This is a genomic window from Achromobacter xylosoxidans (assembly GCF_014490035.1).
Classification (GTDB): Bacteria; Pseudomonadota; Gammaproteobacteria; order Burkholderiales; family Burkholderiaceae_B; genus Achromobacter; species Achromobacter bronchisepticus_A.
Map to the genome: position 1 here is coordinate 4763321 of NZ_CP061008.1, position 16083 is coordinate 4779403.

The window sequence follows — 16083 nt, forward strand, 5'->3', positions numbered from 1 at the left end:
TTCCTTTGAAACGTAAAACACTGACCCAATACCTGGTGGAGCAGCAGCGCTCCGCCCAAGCCCTCGCGCCGGAAGTGCGGCTGCTCATCGAGGTGGTCGCGCGCGCCTGCAAGGCCATCAGCCATGCGGTAAGCAAGGGTGCGCTCGGCGGCGTTCTCGGTAGCCTGGAAAGCGAGAACGTCCAGGGCGAAGTGCAGAAGAAGCTGGACGTGCTGTCCAACGAAATCCTGCTCGAAGCCAATGAATGGGGCGGCCACCTGGCGGCCATGGCCTCGGAAGAAATGGAGACCATCCATCTGATCCCGAACCGCTACCCCAAGGGCGAATACCTGCTGCTGTTCGATCCGCTCGATGGCTCCTCGAACATCGACGTCAACGTCTCCATCGGCACCATCTTCTCCGTGCTGCACGCGCCGCATGACGTGTCGGGCGCGCCCGTGTGCGAGCAGGACTTCCTGCAGCCGGGCGACAAGCAGGTCGTGGCCGGCTATGCCGTCTACGGTCCGCAGACCATGCTGGTGCTGACCATCGGCAATGGCGTGGTGGGCTTCACGCTGGACCGCGAAATGGGCTCGTGGGTGCTGACGCACGAGAACATCCGCGTGCCGGAAGACACCAAGGAGTTCGCCATCAACATGTCGAACATGCGCCACTGGGCTGCCCCGGTCAAGCGCTACGTCGACGACTGCCTGGCAGGCACGACCGGCCCGCTGGGCAAGGACTACAACATGCGCTGGATCGCCTCCATGGTGGCCGATGTGCATCGCATCCTGACCCGCGGCGGCATCTTCATGTACCCCTGGGACGCCCGCGAACCCGGCAAGGCCGGCAAACTGCGCCTGATGTACGAAGCCAATCCCATGAGCTTCCTGGTCGAACAGGCCGGCGGCGCCGCGATCAACGGCACGCAGCGCATCATGGAGATCCAGCCCGACAAGCTGCATCAGCGCGTCAGCGTGATCCTGGGCTCGAAGAACGAAGTCGACCGCGTCGGCCGCTACCACGCCGAAGAAGCAGCCAAGCAGTAACGCTGCAGGCGCCCCGCGCCAACGAAAAAGCCCCGGCGCCTTGAGCGGCCGGGGCTTTTTTCATGGGCAAGCCATATCGGAACGGCGATCACTTCACCTGTTCGATGGACTTCACGTCGTCCTTGTTGATCTGGACCTTCTTGCCGTCCTTGTCGTATTCGTACATGCCCGAATCCTTGTCGTACTGGGGCTTATCCGGCGTCACGGTCGAGCTGCCGTCCCGCTGCTGAATGACCGACGGAGACGAGCATCCCGCCAGTACTCCGAATCCGGTCACGGCCAGGGCGAGCGTCATGGTCTTCAGTTTCATGGGCGTGTTCTCCGAAAGTGAATCGTGAATTCACTGTATCTGACACTGTCCCCGCATTCGTGACGGGTTGTGGTCAAAATGCATGCGAAGGTAAAGCTGCTGACCCGCCAAAATGAAAAAAACCCCTCGCAGGCCAAGCCTGCGAGGGGTTGCACACGCATACAAGACGCAAGCGGCCTTTACACCTTGGCGTTCGCCTCGATGAAGCGACGCACGGCGGCCGCGTCGCAATCCATGATTTCGACGCGTTGCGGCAGGGATTCCAGATCCGCCAGATTGCCCGGGGGCGTGGCCGGACGGCCCAGGGCCTCTTCGATGGTTTCCGAGAACTTCGCCGGCAAGGCGGTTTCCAGGACCAGCATGGGCACGCCAGGCTCGACGAACTCGCGCGCGACCTTGACGCCATCGGCGGTGTGCGGATCGATCAGCACGCCGGTTTCATCGTAGACCGAACGGATCGTCGCCAGGCGGTCTTCGTGCGTGCTTGCGCCCGACACGAAGCCATAGCGCTCCTCGAACTGCGGCTTCAGGGCGGACAGGTCGAAAGAGCCGTCGCGCGCCATGCCGGCCCACAGTTCCTTGACGCGGGCCGCGTCGCGGCCGACCAGGTCGAACACGAAGCGCTCGAAGTTCGAAGCGCGCGAAATGTCCATGGACGGGCTGGAGGTGGCGTAGGTCTGCTCGGCGGGACGCGGACGATAGACGCCCGTGCGGAAGAACTCTTCCAGCACGTTGTTCTCGTTCGTGGCCAGCACCAGGCGGCGAATGGGCAGGCCCATGCTGCGCGCGATGTGGCCGGACAGGATGTTGCCGAAATTGCCCGAAGGCACCGCGAACGACACCTGCTCGCCAGCCTTGCTGGTGGCGCGCAGCCAGCCATGGAAGTAGTACACCACCTGGGCGGCGATGCGCGCCCAGTTGATGGAGTTGACCGCGCCCAGACGGTACTTGCTCTTGAACTCCAGATCGCCGGCCAGGGCCTTGACGATGTCCTGGGCCTCGTCGAACACGCCGCGCACGGCGATGTTGTGGATGTTCTCGTCCTGCAGCGAATACATCTGCGCGCGCTGGAAGGCGCTCATGCGGCCATGGGGCGACAGCATGAACACCGCCACGCCCTTCTTGCCGCGCAAGGCGTACTCCGCCGCCGAACCCGTGTCGCCGGAGGTGGCGCCCACGATGTTCAGGGTGGTGCCGCGCTTGGCCAGCACGTATTCGAAGACCTGGCCCAGGAACTGCATGGCCATGTCCTTGAAGGCCAGCGTCGGCCCTTCGGACAGGCCCAGCAGCGACAGGCCGCCGTCCAGCGGACGCAGCGGGACGATGTCCTCGCTGTTGAAGGTCTGCTGGTTGTAGGCCGCGCGCGTCAGGCGGCGCAGGTCATCAGCCGGAATGTCGGTGGCGAACAGCGACAGCACTTCGAATGCCAGGTCGGCATACGGCAGGCCGCGCCAGGACTCCAGCGTTTCCGCAGAAACCTGGGGCAGTTGCTCCGGCACGGCCAGGCCGCCGTCCGGCGCCAGGCCTTCCAGCAGGATGTCCGAGAATTGCAGCGGCGTCATGCCGCCGCGGGTGGAGATGTATTTCATAGCAAATTTTCCACGCGCAGGCGCGTCACTTTCGAGCGCACGAACGGCAGGGCTTCGATGCGCTCGATCGCCTGATTGACGTTGCCTTCGACTGCTTCATGCGTCAGGAAGATGATGTCGGCGCCGCCGATGTGCGACGGCTGCTGGATCATCGAACCGATGGAGATGGAGCGGTCGGCCAGGATGCGGGCGATGTCGGCCAGCACGCCCGGCTGGTCGTCCACGCGCAGGCGCAGGTAGTACGAGGTGCTGACCTCTTCGATCGGCAGGATCGGCGTGTCGGACATGGCATCCGGCTGGAAGGCCAGGTGCGGCACGCGGTTGCCCGGATCCGCGGTGTGCAGGCGGGTCACGTCGACCAGGTCGGCCACCACGGCCGAGGCGGTGGGCTCTTCGCCCGCGCCCTGGCCGTAGTACAGCGTGGGACCGACGGCGTCGCCCTTGACCAGCACGGCGTTCATCGCGCCTTCGACGTTGGCCAGCAGGCGTTCGGCCGGCACCAGCGCCGGATGCACGCGCAGCTCGATGCCGTCCGGGCGGCGCTTGGTGACGCCCAGCAGCTTGATGCGATAGCCCAGGCGTTCGGCATGCTCGATGTCCTCGGCGGCTAGCTGCGAAATGCCTTCGATGTAGGCGCGGTCGAACTGGACCGGCACGCCGAAAGCCAGCGAAGCCAGCAGGGTCAGCTTGTGGGCCGCGTCCACGCCTTCCACGTCGAACGTGGGATCGGCTTCGGCGTAGCCCAGGCGCTGCGCCTCGGCCAGCACGTCGGCGAACGGCAGGCCGCGCGTACGCATTTCCGACAGGATGAAGTTGGTGGTGCCGTTGATGATGCCGGCCACCCACTGGATGCGGTTGGCGGTCAGGCCTTCGCGGATCGCCTTGATGATGGGAATGCCGCCGGCGACGGCCGCTTCGAAGGTCACCATCACGCCGCGCTCATGGGCCGCGGCGAAGATCTCGTTGCCGTGCTTGGCCAGCAGCGCCTTGTTGGCGGTCACGACGTGCTTGCCGTTGGCGATGGCTTCCAGCACCAGCTCGCGCGCCAGCGTGTCGCCGCCGATCAGTTCGACCACGATGTCGATTTCAGGATCGCGCACCAGCGCGCGCACATCGGTGTCGACCTGGATCGCGTCGCCCACGCGCGCGCGCGCCTTGGCCACGTCGCGCACCGCGGCGCGGGTCACTTCGATGCGGCGGCCGGCACGGCGCGCAATTTCTTCCGCGTTGCGCGACAGCACCGACCAGGTGCCTCCGCCAACCACGCCCAGACCGAGCAGGCCGACTTTCATGGGTTTCATCGCGGCGCCTTCTGCGGGCGGCCGTTGGGGGGAATTCATTTCAGTTCTCCATAACTGCTGTACGAGCGACTCCACACTTGGCAGCGCCACGCGGGGCCGCGCGGAGCCGGCTTTGCCGGTCCGCTGCGGCGCCCCCTTGAGGGGGAAGCGCGCAGCGCTTCGGGGGTGGTCCTACCGCAGCAATCCGTCCTTGCGGAACATGTCTTTAATGCCTCGCACCGCTTGCCGGGTGCGCTGCTCGTTTTCGATCAGGGCGAAGCGCACGTATTCGTCGCCATACTCGCCGAAGCCGATCCCGGGGGACACGGCCACCTTCGCATCCGACAGGACACGCTTGGCAAATTCCAAAGAGCCCATCGCCCTGTAGGGTTCGGGGATCTGCGCCCAGATGTACATGGACGCCTTGGGAATTTCCACATTCCAACCTGCTTCATGCAAGCCGCGCACGAGCACGTCGCGGCGGCTTTGGTACTGCGCCACGATTTCGTTCACGCAGTCTTGCGGACCGTCCAGGGCGGCGATGGACGCCACCTGGATCGGCGTGAACGTGCCGTAGTCGTGATAGCTCTTGATGCGCGCCAGCGCGTTGACCAGCTCGCGGTTGCCGACCATGTAGCCGATGCGCCAGCCGGCCATGTTGTAGCTCTTGCTCATCGTGAAGAACTCGACGGCGACATCGCGCGCGCCAGGCACCTGCATGATGGACGGCGCCACGTAGCCGTCGAAGGTGATGTCGGCGTAGGCCAGGTCGTGCACCACCAGGATGTCGTGTTCCTTGGCCAGCGCCACCACGCGTTCGAAGAACGACAGGTCCACGCATTGCGCGGTCGGGTTGCTGGGAAAACCCAGCACCATCATCTTGGGTTTGGGAATGGACTCGCGCACGGCGCGTTCCAGTTCCTCGAAGAAGTCCACGCCCGGCGTCATGCGCACGGAACGGATGTTGGCGCCGGCGATGACCGCGCCGTAGATATGGATCGGATAGCTGGGGTTCGGCACCAGCACGGTGTCGCCGCGGTCCAGCGTGGCCAGCATCAGGTGCGCCAGGCCTTCCTTGGAACCGATGGTGACGATGGCTTCGGAATCCGGATCGAACTCGACCGCGTAGCGGCGCTGGTACCAGTCACAGATCGCCTTGCGCAGGCGCGGGATGCCCTTGGACACGGAATAGCCGTGCGTGGTCGGACGCGTCGTCGCTTCCACCATCTTGTCGACGATGTGCTTGGGAGTCGCGCCGTCCGGATTGCCCATCGACATGTCGATGATGTCTTCGCCACGCCTACGCGCCGCCATCTTGAGCTCGCCGGTAATGTTGAAAACGTACGGGGGCAGACGCTCGATGCGAGAGAACTTCCTCATGATGGGAATCCTTAGGGGCGATAAAAAGGGCGAAAAAACCAGGGCGCGAATGCGCGAAGGGGAAAAGGGTCCGAAACGCCGCACCGGCATGCGATTGCAGTGCAGCAAAACCCTGTAATCTAGCGCAAGGACGCCCGTGCGGCAAATGGCGAAAAAAAGGGGCCGATTTCACGCCCTCTCGAGGGAAATCGCGTGACAAGGAAGCCCCGTTTTGCCGCTGGGCCGCCCCAAGGCAAAACGCGCCCCCGCGGGGGCAGCAAGCGAGCGCAGCGAGTGCGGCGTGGGGGCTCCTCTCGTGGATACCCTGCAACATGGCGTCATCCCGATGCGCTATTATCGGGCCATATAGCCGGAGTTTTTATTGAAGCTGCATACCGATCCTGCGACGGCCGCTCTGAATACCGTCACCGCCTATGGTGATGGCTATATCGAGGTCAACCAGGTACGTTTTTCCTCCTCGGTCGCGTTCGGCCCCGAAGGCGAAGTGACCCACTGGCCCGTTGAGTCGCCGGCCGACATCACCCCCACCCTCTTGCGCCAGGCGGCCGGATTGTCCGAGCCCGTCCGCGACCCCATGGCCTTTCTGGACGAACCGGAAGCCAGCCCCAGCCGCCCCGCGAATGCGCCGGAAGTGCTGCTGGTGGGCACGGGCGCGCGCCAGCAGTTCCTGCGTCCCGACGTGCTGCGTCCGCTGCTGGCGATCGGCATCGGGGTCGAGATCATGGACACGCACGCCGCCTCGCGCACCTACAACATCCTGATGGCGGAGGGCCGGCGCGTGGTCGTGGCCCTCATCCCCCCCAACGGAGAATCCCAGAAATGACGCCGACCATAGGCAAACCCGCCCCGCTGTTCACCGCCGAAAGCACCATAGGTCCGATCAGCCTGGAGCAATGCCAGGGCCGCGCCGTGATCCTGTATTTCTATCCCAAGGACAACACGCCTGGCTGCACCACCGAAAGCCAGGATTTCCGCGACCTGCACGCCGAGTTCCTGGCGGCCAGCGCGGTGGTCATCGGCATCTCGCGCGACTCGTTGAAGTCGCACGAGAACTTCAAGGCCAAGTACGAGCTTCCCTTCCCCCTCATTTCCGACGCCGACGAAACCGTCTGCAATCTGTTCGGCGTCATCAAGCAGAAGAACATGTACGGCAAGCAGGTGCGCGGCATCGAGCGCAGCACCTTCCTGATCGATGCCTATGGCGTGCTGGTGCAGGAGTGGCGCGGGGTGAAGGTCCCGGGTCACGCCAAGGAAGTCCTGCAAGCAGCGAAGAGCATCGGTTAGCCGTCAGCACAGGTTTTACCCGTCAGGCGCTATAGCCGGCCCACACTGGAGAGTGACAAATATGCCGCTTCCGAAGTTGCCCACCCGTCCCGCAGCCATCCTGACCTTCCCCTCGGGCGAATCCGCCCGGGCGCAGGCCCGCAGCACCAAGACCGCCGCTGCGCGGTCCAGTACCCAGGCAGTCCTCGCAGGGGACGACGACAACGAGTTGCTCGTCCAGCCCGAACTCGAGGGCCTGGCAGCCCCGGCCCGCAAGGCGCAGATCCCGGCGCCCGCCCGCCAGGTGCCGCCGCCGGCCCCCGCGGCCCCCGCCCCGCGCGCCGAGACGCGCCGCGCCAAGACCGCTCCGGCTCCAACCAAACGCGCCAAGGCGCGCGCCCAGAACGAGCCGCGCAAGCTGTTCGTGCTGGACACCAACGTACTGCTGCACGACCCCAGTTCGCTGTTCCGCTTCGAAGAGCACGACATCTTCTTGCCGATGATGACGCTCGAAGAGCTGGATCACCAGAAAAAGGGCATGTCCGAAGTGGCGCGCAACGCGCGCCAGGTCAGCCGTTCGCTGGACGCGCTGGTGCAGGACGCGACCCAGCTGGACGAAGGACTTGAGCTGACCAAGCTGGGCAACAAGGACGCCACCGGCCGGCTGATGTTCCAGACGACCGCGATCCACAGCACGCTGCCCTCCGACCTGCCCATGGGCAAGGCCGACAACCAGATCCTGGGCGTGGTCCGCGCCCTGCAGGAAAAGTACCCGCAACGCGAAGTCGTGCTGGTGTCCAAGGACATCAACATGCGCCTGAAGGCGCGCGCGCTGGGCATGGCCGCGGAAGACTACTACAACGACCAGGTCATGGAGGACTCGGACCTGATGTATTCGGGCGTGATGCAGCTGCCCGAGGACTTCTGGAACAAGCACGGCAAGGATGTCGAATCCTGGCAACAGGGCGGCACCACCTTCTACCGCATCCATGGCCCGCTGTGCTCGCAGTTCGTGGTCAACCAGTTCGTCTACTTCGAAGGCCAGATGCCGCTGTATGCGCAGGTGCGCGAGGTCAGCGGCAAGATGGCGGTGCTGGCCACGCTGCGCGACTACACCCACGGCAAGAACAACGTCTGGGGCATCACCGCGCGCAACCGCGAGCAGAACTTCGCCATGAACCTGCTGATGAATCCGGAATGCGACTTCGTGTCGCTGCTGGGCCAGGCGGGCACCGGCAAGACGCTGCTGGCGCTGGCCGCGGGCATCACCCAGGTACTGGAAACCAAGCGCTACACCGAAATCATCATGACCCGCGTCACGGTGCCGGTCGGCGAAGACATCGGTTTCCTGCCGGGTACGGAAGAAGAGAAGATGCTGCCCTGGATGGGCGCCCTGGAAGACAACCTGGACGTCCTTAACATGGGTGAAGGCGAAGGCAACGGGGACTGGGGCCGCGCCGCCACCATGGACCTGATCCGTTCGCGCATCAAGGTCAAGTCGCTGAACTTCATGCGCGGCCGCACCTTCCTGAACAAGTACCTGATCATCGACGAGGCGCAGAACCTGACGCCCAAGCAGATGAAGACGCTGGTCACGCGCGCGGGTCCCGGCACCAAGGTGATCTGCCTGGGCAACATCGCCCAGATCGATACGCCCTACCTGACCGAAGGCAGTTCCGGCCTGACCTTCGTGGTCGACCGCTTCAAGGGCTGGCCGCATTCCGGGCACGTCACGCTGCAGCGGGGCGAACGTTCGCGCCTGGCCGACTATGCCGGAGATGTGCTGTAGGCCCAGCCCCTACACTCCATGCCAGCATAGGCTTTTCCCATGAACGAACGCCCGATGAACCTTCATCGGGCTTTTTTTTTGCAGAGGCTCATGAGTTGTTCACGATTGCGTTCGCACAGGAAGCGCGAATGCCCCTACATGAACATGTTGAGCCCCACCAGAAAATTCAAGGCGTTCTTGTCCACGGGCACGAATGACGGGGATCGAATGAAGCTGAGCCCCGTGCTCAGATAGACGCCGGGATAGAGACGCGCCATGTAGGACAGCATGGCCGCACTGCTCGAATTCGCCGTATCCACGCCCCTTTTCCCGTAGGCGTCCTTCGCGGTATCGCTGAAATCCGACCAGGTGACCGTGGCCGACAACATGTCATAGGGTCGCGATGGAAACGTGCCTATCGTATATAGCCTGGCTTCCACGAATTTGGTGTACAGATTCTGATCCGGGGGAGCCAGGTGCAAGGAAAGGCCGGCGTACCATCCCTGCGCGGAAGATGAGTTGGGCGTCAGCCGCGAAATCTGCTGGTCTCCCGCGGCATAAAGCGCGTAGTTGTTCGAACTACGCTCGCGGGAATCGAACCTGGCATAGTCGGACGTATTGAATATTCCCCCAATCCGGAACCATCTCGAGGGATTATCGGGACTCGCTTGTTGCTTTACTCCGATTTCGTTGATGACCAGCCATCCGCTACCTGGGGTTTTCCACTTCAGCCCATGCTGGTGTTCTGACTCTTCCGCCTCCGCGCCGTAGGGGCTGGTGCTGCGCTGAATTCCGGTCTTGTTGTAGAAGCCGCCAGATCCGTTGTAGGTCAGATTCACGCCCGGGGTAGCAAAAGGCAGGCGTGACAGGCCGACCTGAAAGGGAATGATGGAATTCATCCCTTGCGCCCCGACCGCCAAGGAACCGCCAACGTACAAGCCCACGAACTCCAGGGCATTGCTGAGATAGCCTGCCTTCAACTCCCATTGACGGTTGTTGAAGGTGGTGAAGTACGCCAGCCGGCTCAGCGCGATGTCCGCCGAAGGCCCCTTCGGCGCCCAGCTCGCGTGACCCGTCACGGCGCTGAAAATCAATTGGCTTTGATCGCTTCCGTGCTGCCCCAGGTCATAAGTCAGGACTAGCTGCTGGGTCTCCGCGAACGTGGGAACCTGGCCGTTGTACGACTGCTTGCGATGTGTCCGCGGGTTTTCGCCCCTGAGGTCGTAAGCCGCGGAGTTCAAGCTGACGATCTGAAAGCCGATCCCGTGCCGCGCCAGATCGGAACGGAATCCGCCGGCGTCACGCAGCACCGTGTCCCGAATCGATGGAATCCGAACCAGCGCGCCCTGCTCCATCAGGCGCTCAAGAGACGCAAAATCAGACGCAGGCTGCGGCGCGGCGTCCACGGCAGAGGACTCGGATGATGGCCGTAGCTGAGCGACCGTTCCGCGCTCGAGCCCCGTTCGGGATTCAGAGGCATTGCAGTCCCATGCAATCGCCCCCATGGCCGTAAAGATCGACACAAGCGAGTGCGCCGGCACTTTGACCTGGCGCGAACTGATGATCTGGTTTGGCATGCGGCCTCCTTCAATCCAGGATTTCTCGCTCGTACTCCGCAAAATCCGGATTGTTTAGACATAACAATCGGGCATGTACGCATTGGTCATGGTCGATGCAAGAATTCGGGGAGAGGAGGCATCCCGATAAAGCGTCCGCAGCCGTCTCAATAGCCCGGGGCCAATTGAGATATTTCATGCCGACCGGTTTCGAAAGTTGATCACTGGGCGAACCACCTCCATTCCGTGCAGTCTCTGCTGGTCACGACGTTGTTGGCAGCGTTCGATGCACCCTGCTGATCGGTGTCTCGCCTCTTCAACGCCATATTCCCGGCCGGGAATATGGCGTTGAAGTTAGTGTTACGATGAACCCCAGTCAAGCAGGGTTTTCCTCAGGACGCGTCATGTTTTCCGCGCACAAGCGGGGCTTGAGGCGGCCTGCTTGTTGACCAAACATCACGCCGAAAAGACGATGAAAAAAGATGTTTTAGGGGAAGTTGAGCGCGGAAGAGGAGAACGTGCCGGCCTTGATCTGGCCCGGATCTTGCAGGCGGCAAGGCGCATCGGTCACGACAAATTGTCGATGCAGGCGCTTGCGGACGCGCTCAATGTGGACCGGAAGGCGCTCAACTACCATGTGAAAGATCGCCAGACTCTGCTGGCGCTCGTCGCGAAGGACACACTGACTGCGAGCTTCAGCAGCGCCGACATCGCGCGCGCGCCCACATGGCAAGACGCATGCAGGACCTACGCGACCCACCTGGTCGACGCAGCCGTCGCCATGGGAAGCTTGGCGGAACACCTGCGCTTTGACGATTCCGAGTTGATGAGCTGGAACCTGCTGCCGACCGAGGAATTGCTCGAACAGCTGAATCGGGCGGGCTTCAGCGAAGCCGCCTCGGTGCGCTTGGCCGTGCTGCTTGCCGCCCTCTGCGTTGGCCATGTGAAGGATATTTGGCAAGCCAGGTCGGCGGTTGAGCGCACCAGACCTCGCCAGTTGCAGAAATGGCTGGACTCGGTCGATGGAAAGTCTTATTCACGGCTACGCCAGGCCGTCGCGCTGGGAATCGACACCTACGGGCCTGAGCAACTCGATTTCTCACTCAGGGTTTTTATAGCGGGCGCCGAAGCACACCTTGCTTCTTAGCGCCTGAACGTACAAAGGCCTGAGCGGGGCGCGATCCCCGGCTCAGGCCTTCTCGAACCCGCCCCCGGCAATTACTTGTCGGCGGCGTTGGTAATGGCGTTGCCTGCCTTCGACATGTCCTTGCCCATGCCCGCGACGGTGTTGCAACCGGCGAGCACGAAGCCGAACACGACAAAGGCGGTCAGCACGATCTTGCTGCGCATGCTGGCGCTCCTGAAGTGGTGAAAACGGATCCGGGGCGTACTTTAAACGATCTGGACGCGCAGTTCACCCAGGCCTTCGACGCCGCCGGTGATCACGTCGCCTTGCAGCACGGCGCCCACGCCTTCAGGCGTGCCGGTGAAGATGATGTCGCCGGGTTGCAGCTCGAACAGGCCGGACAGGTAGGAAATGCTTTCCGGAATGTTCCAGAGCATCTGCGAGATGTCGCTGGACTGCTTGCGCTGGCCGTTCACATCCAGCCAGATGGCGCCCTTTTCCAGGGTGCCGACGACGCTGCGCGGATGGATCGGGCCCAGCGGCGCGGACAGATCGAAGGCCTTGCCGATTTCCCAGGGACGGCCCTGCTTCTTCATTTCGCCCTGCAGGTCGCGGCGGGTCATGTCCAGGCCCAGCGCATAGCCCCACACGCAATCATTGGCCTGTTCGACCGGGATGTCGCGGCCGCCCTTGCCCAGCACCACGACCAGTTCCATTTCGTAGTGCAGGTTGGAGGTCTTGGGCGGATACGGCATCTTGCCGGTTTCGCCGTCGGCCACGCTCAGCACGGCGTCGGCCGGCTTGCAGAAGAAGAACGGATCCTCGCGGCCGGTGAAGCCCATTTCCTTGGCGTGTTCGGCGTAATTGCGGCCGACGCAATAGACGCGGCGCACCGGAAACAGCGCGGCGCTGCCGGCAACGGGAACCGCGACGGGCGGCTGAGGGGGCAATACGTAGTCCATGTTCACTCGACCTATGAAGAATACGTGGCCGGAATCCGGCAATAGAAAACAGCCAGCCCCGCGAGGCGCCCGCTACCGCGGGCGGCCTTCCCTGCGGGCGGCCAGACGATGAAAAGTCATCCGCGAGTTTATCCCTTTCCGGGGGGCTGGGCGCGGTTCGGGCTATTCAGCTGAACGTAGGAATTTCCCCGTCATACACCACCAGGCGCTCGATGAAGCCGGCCATGTAGGCCTTCATCTCCTGGTGCGCGGGCGAGACCTGGTAGCGGTCATGCGCGGGGCTGTCCGCGAAAGCCGCCACCACGGCATGGGTCAGGCCATCCGAGCGGCTGGCCTCGTTGGGCCGGAAAGAGTAGCCCGCCACGCCATCGCACTCGGCCAGGATGCGCTGGCAATAGCCCTGGACGCGGTCATGGAAACGGCCGTCGGCGGCCTCCGACAGCTGCAGCATTACGACATGCAAGTACATCAGGATTCCTTTTTCTTGCGGGTAAGCGCCAGCCAGGCCCGCGAGACCAGTCCCATGATGCCGTCGCGGAACAGGAGGACGCAGAGGACGAAGATCGCGCCCTGGACGATGAGCACCCAGGAGCCCAGCGGCGCCAGGTAGTTTTGCAGCGACACGAAGGTGAAGGCGCCGGCCAGCGGCCCGAACACCGTGCCGATGCCGCCCAGGAGCGCCATCAGCACTACTTCGCCGTTGGCATGCCAGTGCACGTCCGTCAGCGAAGCGACACCGAACACCAGCACCTTCAGGCCGCCGGCCAGCCCCGCCACCGAGGCCGACAGCGTGAACGCCATCAGCTTGTAGCGCGAAGTGGAGTAGCCCAGCGAGCGGGCGCGCTGCTCGTTGTCGCGCACCGAGCGGATTACCTCGCCGAAGGGTGAGTTCAACACGCGCAGCACGAAGGCGTAGCCCAGCGCGAACACGGCCAGCGTGAAGTAATACATGGGCATCACGCCTTCAAGATCGAAGATGCCGAACAGCTTGCCGCGCGGCACGCTTTGCAGGCCGTCCTCGCCGCCGGTGAAGCCCGCCTGGACCGCGATGAAGTAGACCAGTTGCGACAACGCCAGCGTGATCATCGCGAAGTAGATGCCCTGGCGCCGGATCGCGACTGCGCCAAAGGCCAGGCCCAGCAGGCCGCCCGTCAGCACCCCCGCCAGCAGGCCGAGCTCGGGCGTGGCGCTCAGCAGCTTCATCACGATGCCGGTCGCGTAGGCAGCCGCGCCGAAGAACGCGGCATGGCCGAACGACAGCAGGCCCACGTAGCCCACCAGCAGGTTGAAGGCCGCGGCAAACAGCGCGAAGCACAGCACCTTCATCAGAAAGGTCGGATAGATGAACCAGGGCGCGGCCAGGGCGGCCACGGCCAGCGCCGCCATTGCCACGCGCATGCCGCGGCGGCTCAGCTGCACCGGCTCGCGCGTCGCTTCGGCTGCCAGCACGTTCTGCACCTGCAGGGGCTTGCCGAACAGGCCCGCGGGCTTGCACAGCAGCACCAGCACCATGATGATGAAGATCGCCAGGTTGGCGGCCTCGGGATAGAACACCTTGGTCAGGCCTTCGATGATGCCCAGGCCGAAGCCGCTGATGATGGCGCCCATGATGGAACCCATGCCGCCGATCACCACCACCGCGAACACCACCACCACCAGGTTGGAGCCCATCATCGGACTGACCTGGTATATCGGCGCGGCGATCACGCCCGCCACCGACGCCAACGCCACACCCAGCGCGTAGGTCAGCGTGATGAGCAGCGGCACGTTGATGCCGAAGGAGCGCACCACCGTCGGATTCTCGGTGGCCGCGCGCAGCATGGCGCCCACGCGGGTCTTCTCGATCAGCACCCAGACGGCCAGACACAGCACCAGCGATACCGCCACCGCCCAGCCGCGGTACCAGGGCAGGAACATGAAGCCCAGGTTGACGCCGCCGGACAGCGCCTTGGGTATCGTGTAAGGCAGCCCCGATACGCCATAGGCCTGACGCAGGCCGCCTTCGATCAGCAGCGCGATGCCGAAGGTCAGCAGCAGGCCGTACAAGTGGTCCATGCGGTAGGTGCGCGAGATCAGCAGGCGCTCGACCACGATGGCGAACACGGCCATGATGAGCGGCACCAGCACCAGGGCGGCCCAGTAGTTCACGCCCAGGTAGTTCAGCAGCATCCAGGCCAGGAACGCGCCCGCCGTGTATTGCGCGCCGTGGGCGAAGTTGATGATGTTCAACAGGCCGAAGATCACCGCCAGCCCGATCGACAGCAGCGCGTAGAACGAACCGTTGATCAGGCCGAGCAGGAGCTGGCCGAATAGTGCCGTGGACGGCACGCCGAATATTTCGAACACGTGGATTCTCCCCTCAGACGCCCAGGCGGCGCTTGATCCGCTCGGGATCGTTGCGCGCTTCTTCTGCCGACAGCTGGTCGACGACGCAGCCGTGCTCCATGACGTAGTGGCGGTCGGCCACCTTGGTCGCGAAACGGAAGTTCTGCTCGACCAGCACGATGGTGAAGCCCCGCTCCTTCAAGGTGCGGATGGCATGCCCGATCTGCTGCACGATGACGGGCGCCAGGCCTTCGGTGGGCTCGTCCAGCAGGATGAGCTGGGCGCCGGTGCGCAGGATGCGCGCGATCGCCAGCATCTGCTGTTCGCCGCCGGACAGGTTGCCGCCGGAACTGGCGCTGCGTTCACGCAAGTTGGGAAACAGCGTGTAGATCTCGTCCAGCGACATGCCGCCATCGGCCAGGCGCGGCGGCAGCATCAGGTTTTCGGTCACGTCCAGGCTGCGGAACACGGCCCGTTCTTCGGGGCAATACACCACGCCCAACCGCGGAATGCGGTGTGCCGCCATGCCCACGGTCTCCTGGCCGCTCAGGCGGATGGAGCCGCGGCGCTTGTCCATGATGCCCATGATGGCGCGCAGCGTGGTCGTCTTGCCCGCGCCGTTACGGCCCAGGATGGTGACAAGCTCGCCGCGCCTGACTTCCATGTCCACGCCGTGCAGCACGTGGGATTCGCCGTACCAGGCGTTGAGGTCCTTGATAACCAGCATCTCAGTGCGCCTCCTCGTCGGAGCCCATGTAGGCCGTGATGACGCGCTCGTCGCTGGACACGGTGGCGTAGTCGCCCTCGGCCAGCACCGCGCCGCGCGCCAGCACCGTGATGGTGTCGGACAGATCCGCCACCACCGACAGGTTGTGTTCGACCATCAGGATGCTGCGGTTGGCGGACGCGCGCCGGATCAGCGCGGCGATACGGGTCACGTCCTCCTGGCCCAGGCCCGCCATGGGCTCGTCCAGCAGCATGATTTCCGGTTCCAGCGCCAGGGTCATCGCGATTTCCAGCGCGCGCTTGCGGCCGTAAGGCAGCAGCGCCGCCGTGGTATGCGCCAGGCCGGAGAGGCCGACCGCGTCCAGCAGTTCCATGGCGCGGCCGTTCAGGCGGTCGATGCTGCTGCGGCTGCGCCAGAAGCGCCAGCCGTCGCCGTGCTGGCGCATCAGCGCCACGCGCATGTTCTGCAGCGCCGTCAGGCCCAGGAACACGGCGGATATCTGGAACGAGCGGACGATGCCCAGGCGCGCGATCTGCTCGGGCGCCAGCGCCGTGATGTCGCGGCCGCGGTAATGGATGACGCCCGCGTCGGGCGTGAGGAACTTGGTCAGCAAGTTGAAGCAGGTGGTTTTGCCTGCGCCATTGGGGCCGATCAAGGCATGGATGGAGCCTTCGCGCAGGGACAAGGACACGCCGTCGACGGCATTGAAGCCGCCGAACCGCTTGACCAATCCCTGCGCGGACAGGACCGCTGGGGTGTTCATGGGCGC

Annotated in this window: 16 protein-coding genes; 5 read left to right on the forward strand and 11 right to left on the reverse strand. The window is 64.0% G+C overall.

All coding sequences use genetic code 11. From position 1 onward, the window contains the following. Nucleotides 1-5: 5 nt before the first annotated feature. Complete coding sequence (locus IAG39_RS22095; RefSeq protein ID WP_059379173.1) at nucleotides 6-1028, forward strand: class 1 fructose-bisphosphatase; 1023 nt, start codon at nucleotides 6-8, stop codon at nucleotides 1026-1028. An 88-nt stretch (nucleotides 1029-1116) separates the two neighbouring features. Here the strand turns inward: IAG39_RS22095 and IAG39_RS22100 are convergent, their stop codons facing one another. From IAG39_RS22100 to alaC, 4 genes are all read right to left on the reverse strand, one after another. After that, complete coding sequence (locus IAG39_RS22100) at nucleotides 1117-1338, reverse strand: YgdI/YgdR family lipoprotein (RefSeq protein WP_059379174.1); 222 nt, start codon at nucleotides 1336-1338, stop codon at nucleotides 1117-1119. A 179-nt stretch (nucleotides 1339-1517) separates the two neighbouring features. Further along, on the reverse strand, nucleotides 1518-2927 hold the full coding sequence (gene thrC / locus IAG39_RS22105) for a threonine synthase (RefSeq protein WP_118932196.1): 1410 nt from the start codon (nucleotides 2925-2927) through the stop codon (nucleotides 1518-1520). Beyond that, entirely contained in the window at nucleotides 2924-4228 is a 1305-nt protein-coding gene (locus tag IAG39_RS22110) for a homoserine dehydrogenase (RefSeq protein ID WP_118932195.1), read from the reverse strand. Before IAG39_RS22110 ends, thrC begins: the two co-directional genes overlap by 4 nt. A 171-nt stretch (nucleotides 4229-4399) precedes the next feature. Beyond that, a complete protein-coding gene (gene alaC / locus IAG39_RS22115; protein ID WP_054451081.1) occupies nucleotides 4400-5587 on the reverse strand; it encodes an alanine transaminase in 1188 nt (395 codons plus the stop codon). 361 nt (nucleotides 5588-5948) lie between these two features. On the opposite strand from alaC, the gene IAG39_RS22120 reads away from it, so the two are divergent. The 3 genes from IAG39_RS22120 to IAG39_RS22130 all read left to right on the forward strand — a co-directional run bounded on the left by IAG39_RS22120 (nucleotide 5949) and on the right by IAG39_RS22130 (nucleotide 8639). After that, nucleotides 5949-6410 carry an Mth938-like domain-containing protein gene (locus IAG39_RS22120; protein WP_059379176.1) on the forward strand — a complete coding sequence of 154 codons (462 nt, stop codon included), beginning with the start codon at nucleotides 5949-5951 and terminating at the stop codon, nucleotides 6408-6410. Further along, entirely contained in the window at nucleotides 6407-6871 is a 465-nt protein-coding gene (locus tag IAG39_RS22125) for a peroxiredoxin (RefSeq protein WP_054451079.1), read from the forward strand. Before IAG39_RS22120 ends, IAG39_RS22125 begins: the two co-directional genes overlap by 4 nt. Before the next feature lie 61 nt (nucleotides 6872-6932). Next, on the forward strand, nucleotides 6933-8639 hold the full coding sequence (locus IAG39_RS22130) for a PhoH family protein (protein ID WP_059379178.1): 1707 nt from the start codon (nucleotides 6933-6935) through the stop codon (nucleotides 8637-8639). Nucleotides 8640-8773: 134 nt separating this feature from the next. Here the strand turns inward: IAG39_RS22130 and IAG39_RS22135 are convergent, their stop codons facing one another. Beyond that, on the reverse strand, nucleotides 8774-10195 hold the full coding sequence (locus IAG39_RS22135) for a carbohydrate porin (protein WP_118934934.1): 1422 nt from the start codon (nucleotides 10193-10195) through the stop codon (nucleotides 8774-8776). Nucleotides 10196-10616: 421 nt separating this feature from the next. Between IAG39_RS22135 and IAG39_RS22140 the strand changes: the two genes are divergently transcribed. Beyond that, nucleotides 10617-11321 carry a TetR/AcrR family transcriptional regulator C-terminal domain-containing protein gene (locus IAG39_RS22140; protein ID WP_118934936.1) on the forward strand — a complete coding sequence of 235 codons (705 nt, stop codon included), beginning with the start codon at nucleotides 10617-10619 and terminating at the stop codon, nucleotides 11319-11321. A gap of 71 nt (nucleotides 11322-11392) precedes the next feature. Here the strand turns inward: IAG39_RS22140 and IAG39_RS22145 are convergent, their stop codons facing one another. From IAG39_RS22145 to IAG39_RS22170, 6 genes are all read right to left on the reverse strand, one after another. Continuing rightward, nucleotides 11393-11524, reverse strand: a complete 132-nt coding sequence (locus tag IAG39_RS22145) for an entericidin A/B family lipoprotein (RefSeq protein WP_042792660.1) — start codon at nucleotides 11522-11524, stop codon at nucleotides 11393-11395. A gap of 42 nt (nucleotides 11525-11566) precedes the next feature. Then, on the reverse strand, nucleotides 11567-12262 hold the full coding sequence (locus tag IAG39_RS22150) for a fumarylacetoacetate hydrolase family protein (protein ID WP_042792659.1): 696 nt from the start codon (nucleotides 12260-12262) through the stop codon (nucleotides 11567-11569). A gap of 166 nt (nucleotides 12263-12428) precedes the next feature. Continuing rightward, a complete protein-coding gene (locus IAG39_RS22155) occupies nucleotides 12429-12731 on the reverse strand; it encodes a Dabb family protein (protein WP_059379184.1) in 303 nt (100 codons plus the stop codon). After that, a complete protein-coding gene (locus IAG39_RS22160) occupies nucleotides 12731-14608 on the reverse strand; it encodes an ABC transporter permease (RefSeq protein ID WP_059379186.1) in 1878 nt (625 codons plus the stop codon). The genes IAG39_RS22155 and IAG39_RS22160 overlap by 1 nt, the downstream gene beginning before the upstream one ends. Before the next feature lie 13 nt (nucleotides 14609-14621). Continuing rightward, on the reverse strand, nucleotides 14622-15314 hold the full coding sequence (locus tag IAG39_RS22165) for an ABC transporter ATP-binding protein (protein ID WP_118934937.1): 693 nt from the start codon (nucleotides 15312-15314) through the stop codon (nucleotides 14622-14624). Nucleotide 15315: 1 nt separating this feature from the next. Continuing rightward, nucleotides 15316-16077 carry an ABC transporter ATP-binding protein gene (locus IAG39_RS22170; RefSeq protein WP_054451071.1) on the reverse strand — a complete coding sequence of 254 codons (762 nt, stop codon included), beginning with the start codon at nucleotides 16075-16077 and terminating at the stop codon, nucleotides 15316-15318. Nucleotides 16078-16083 lie beyond the last annotated feature (6 nt).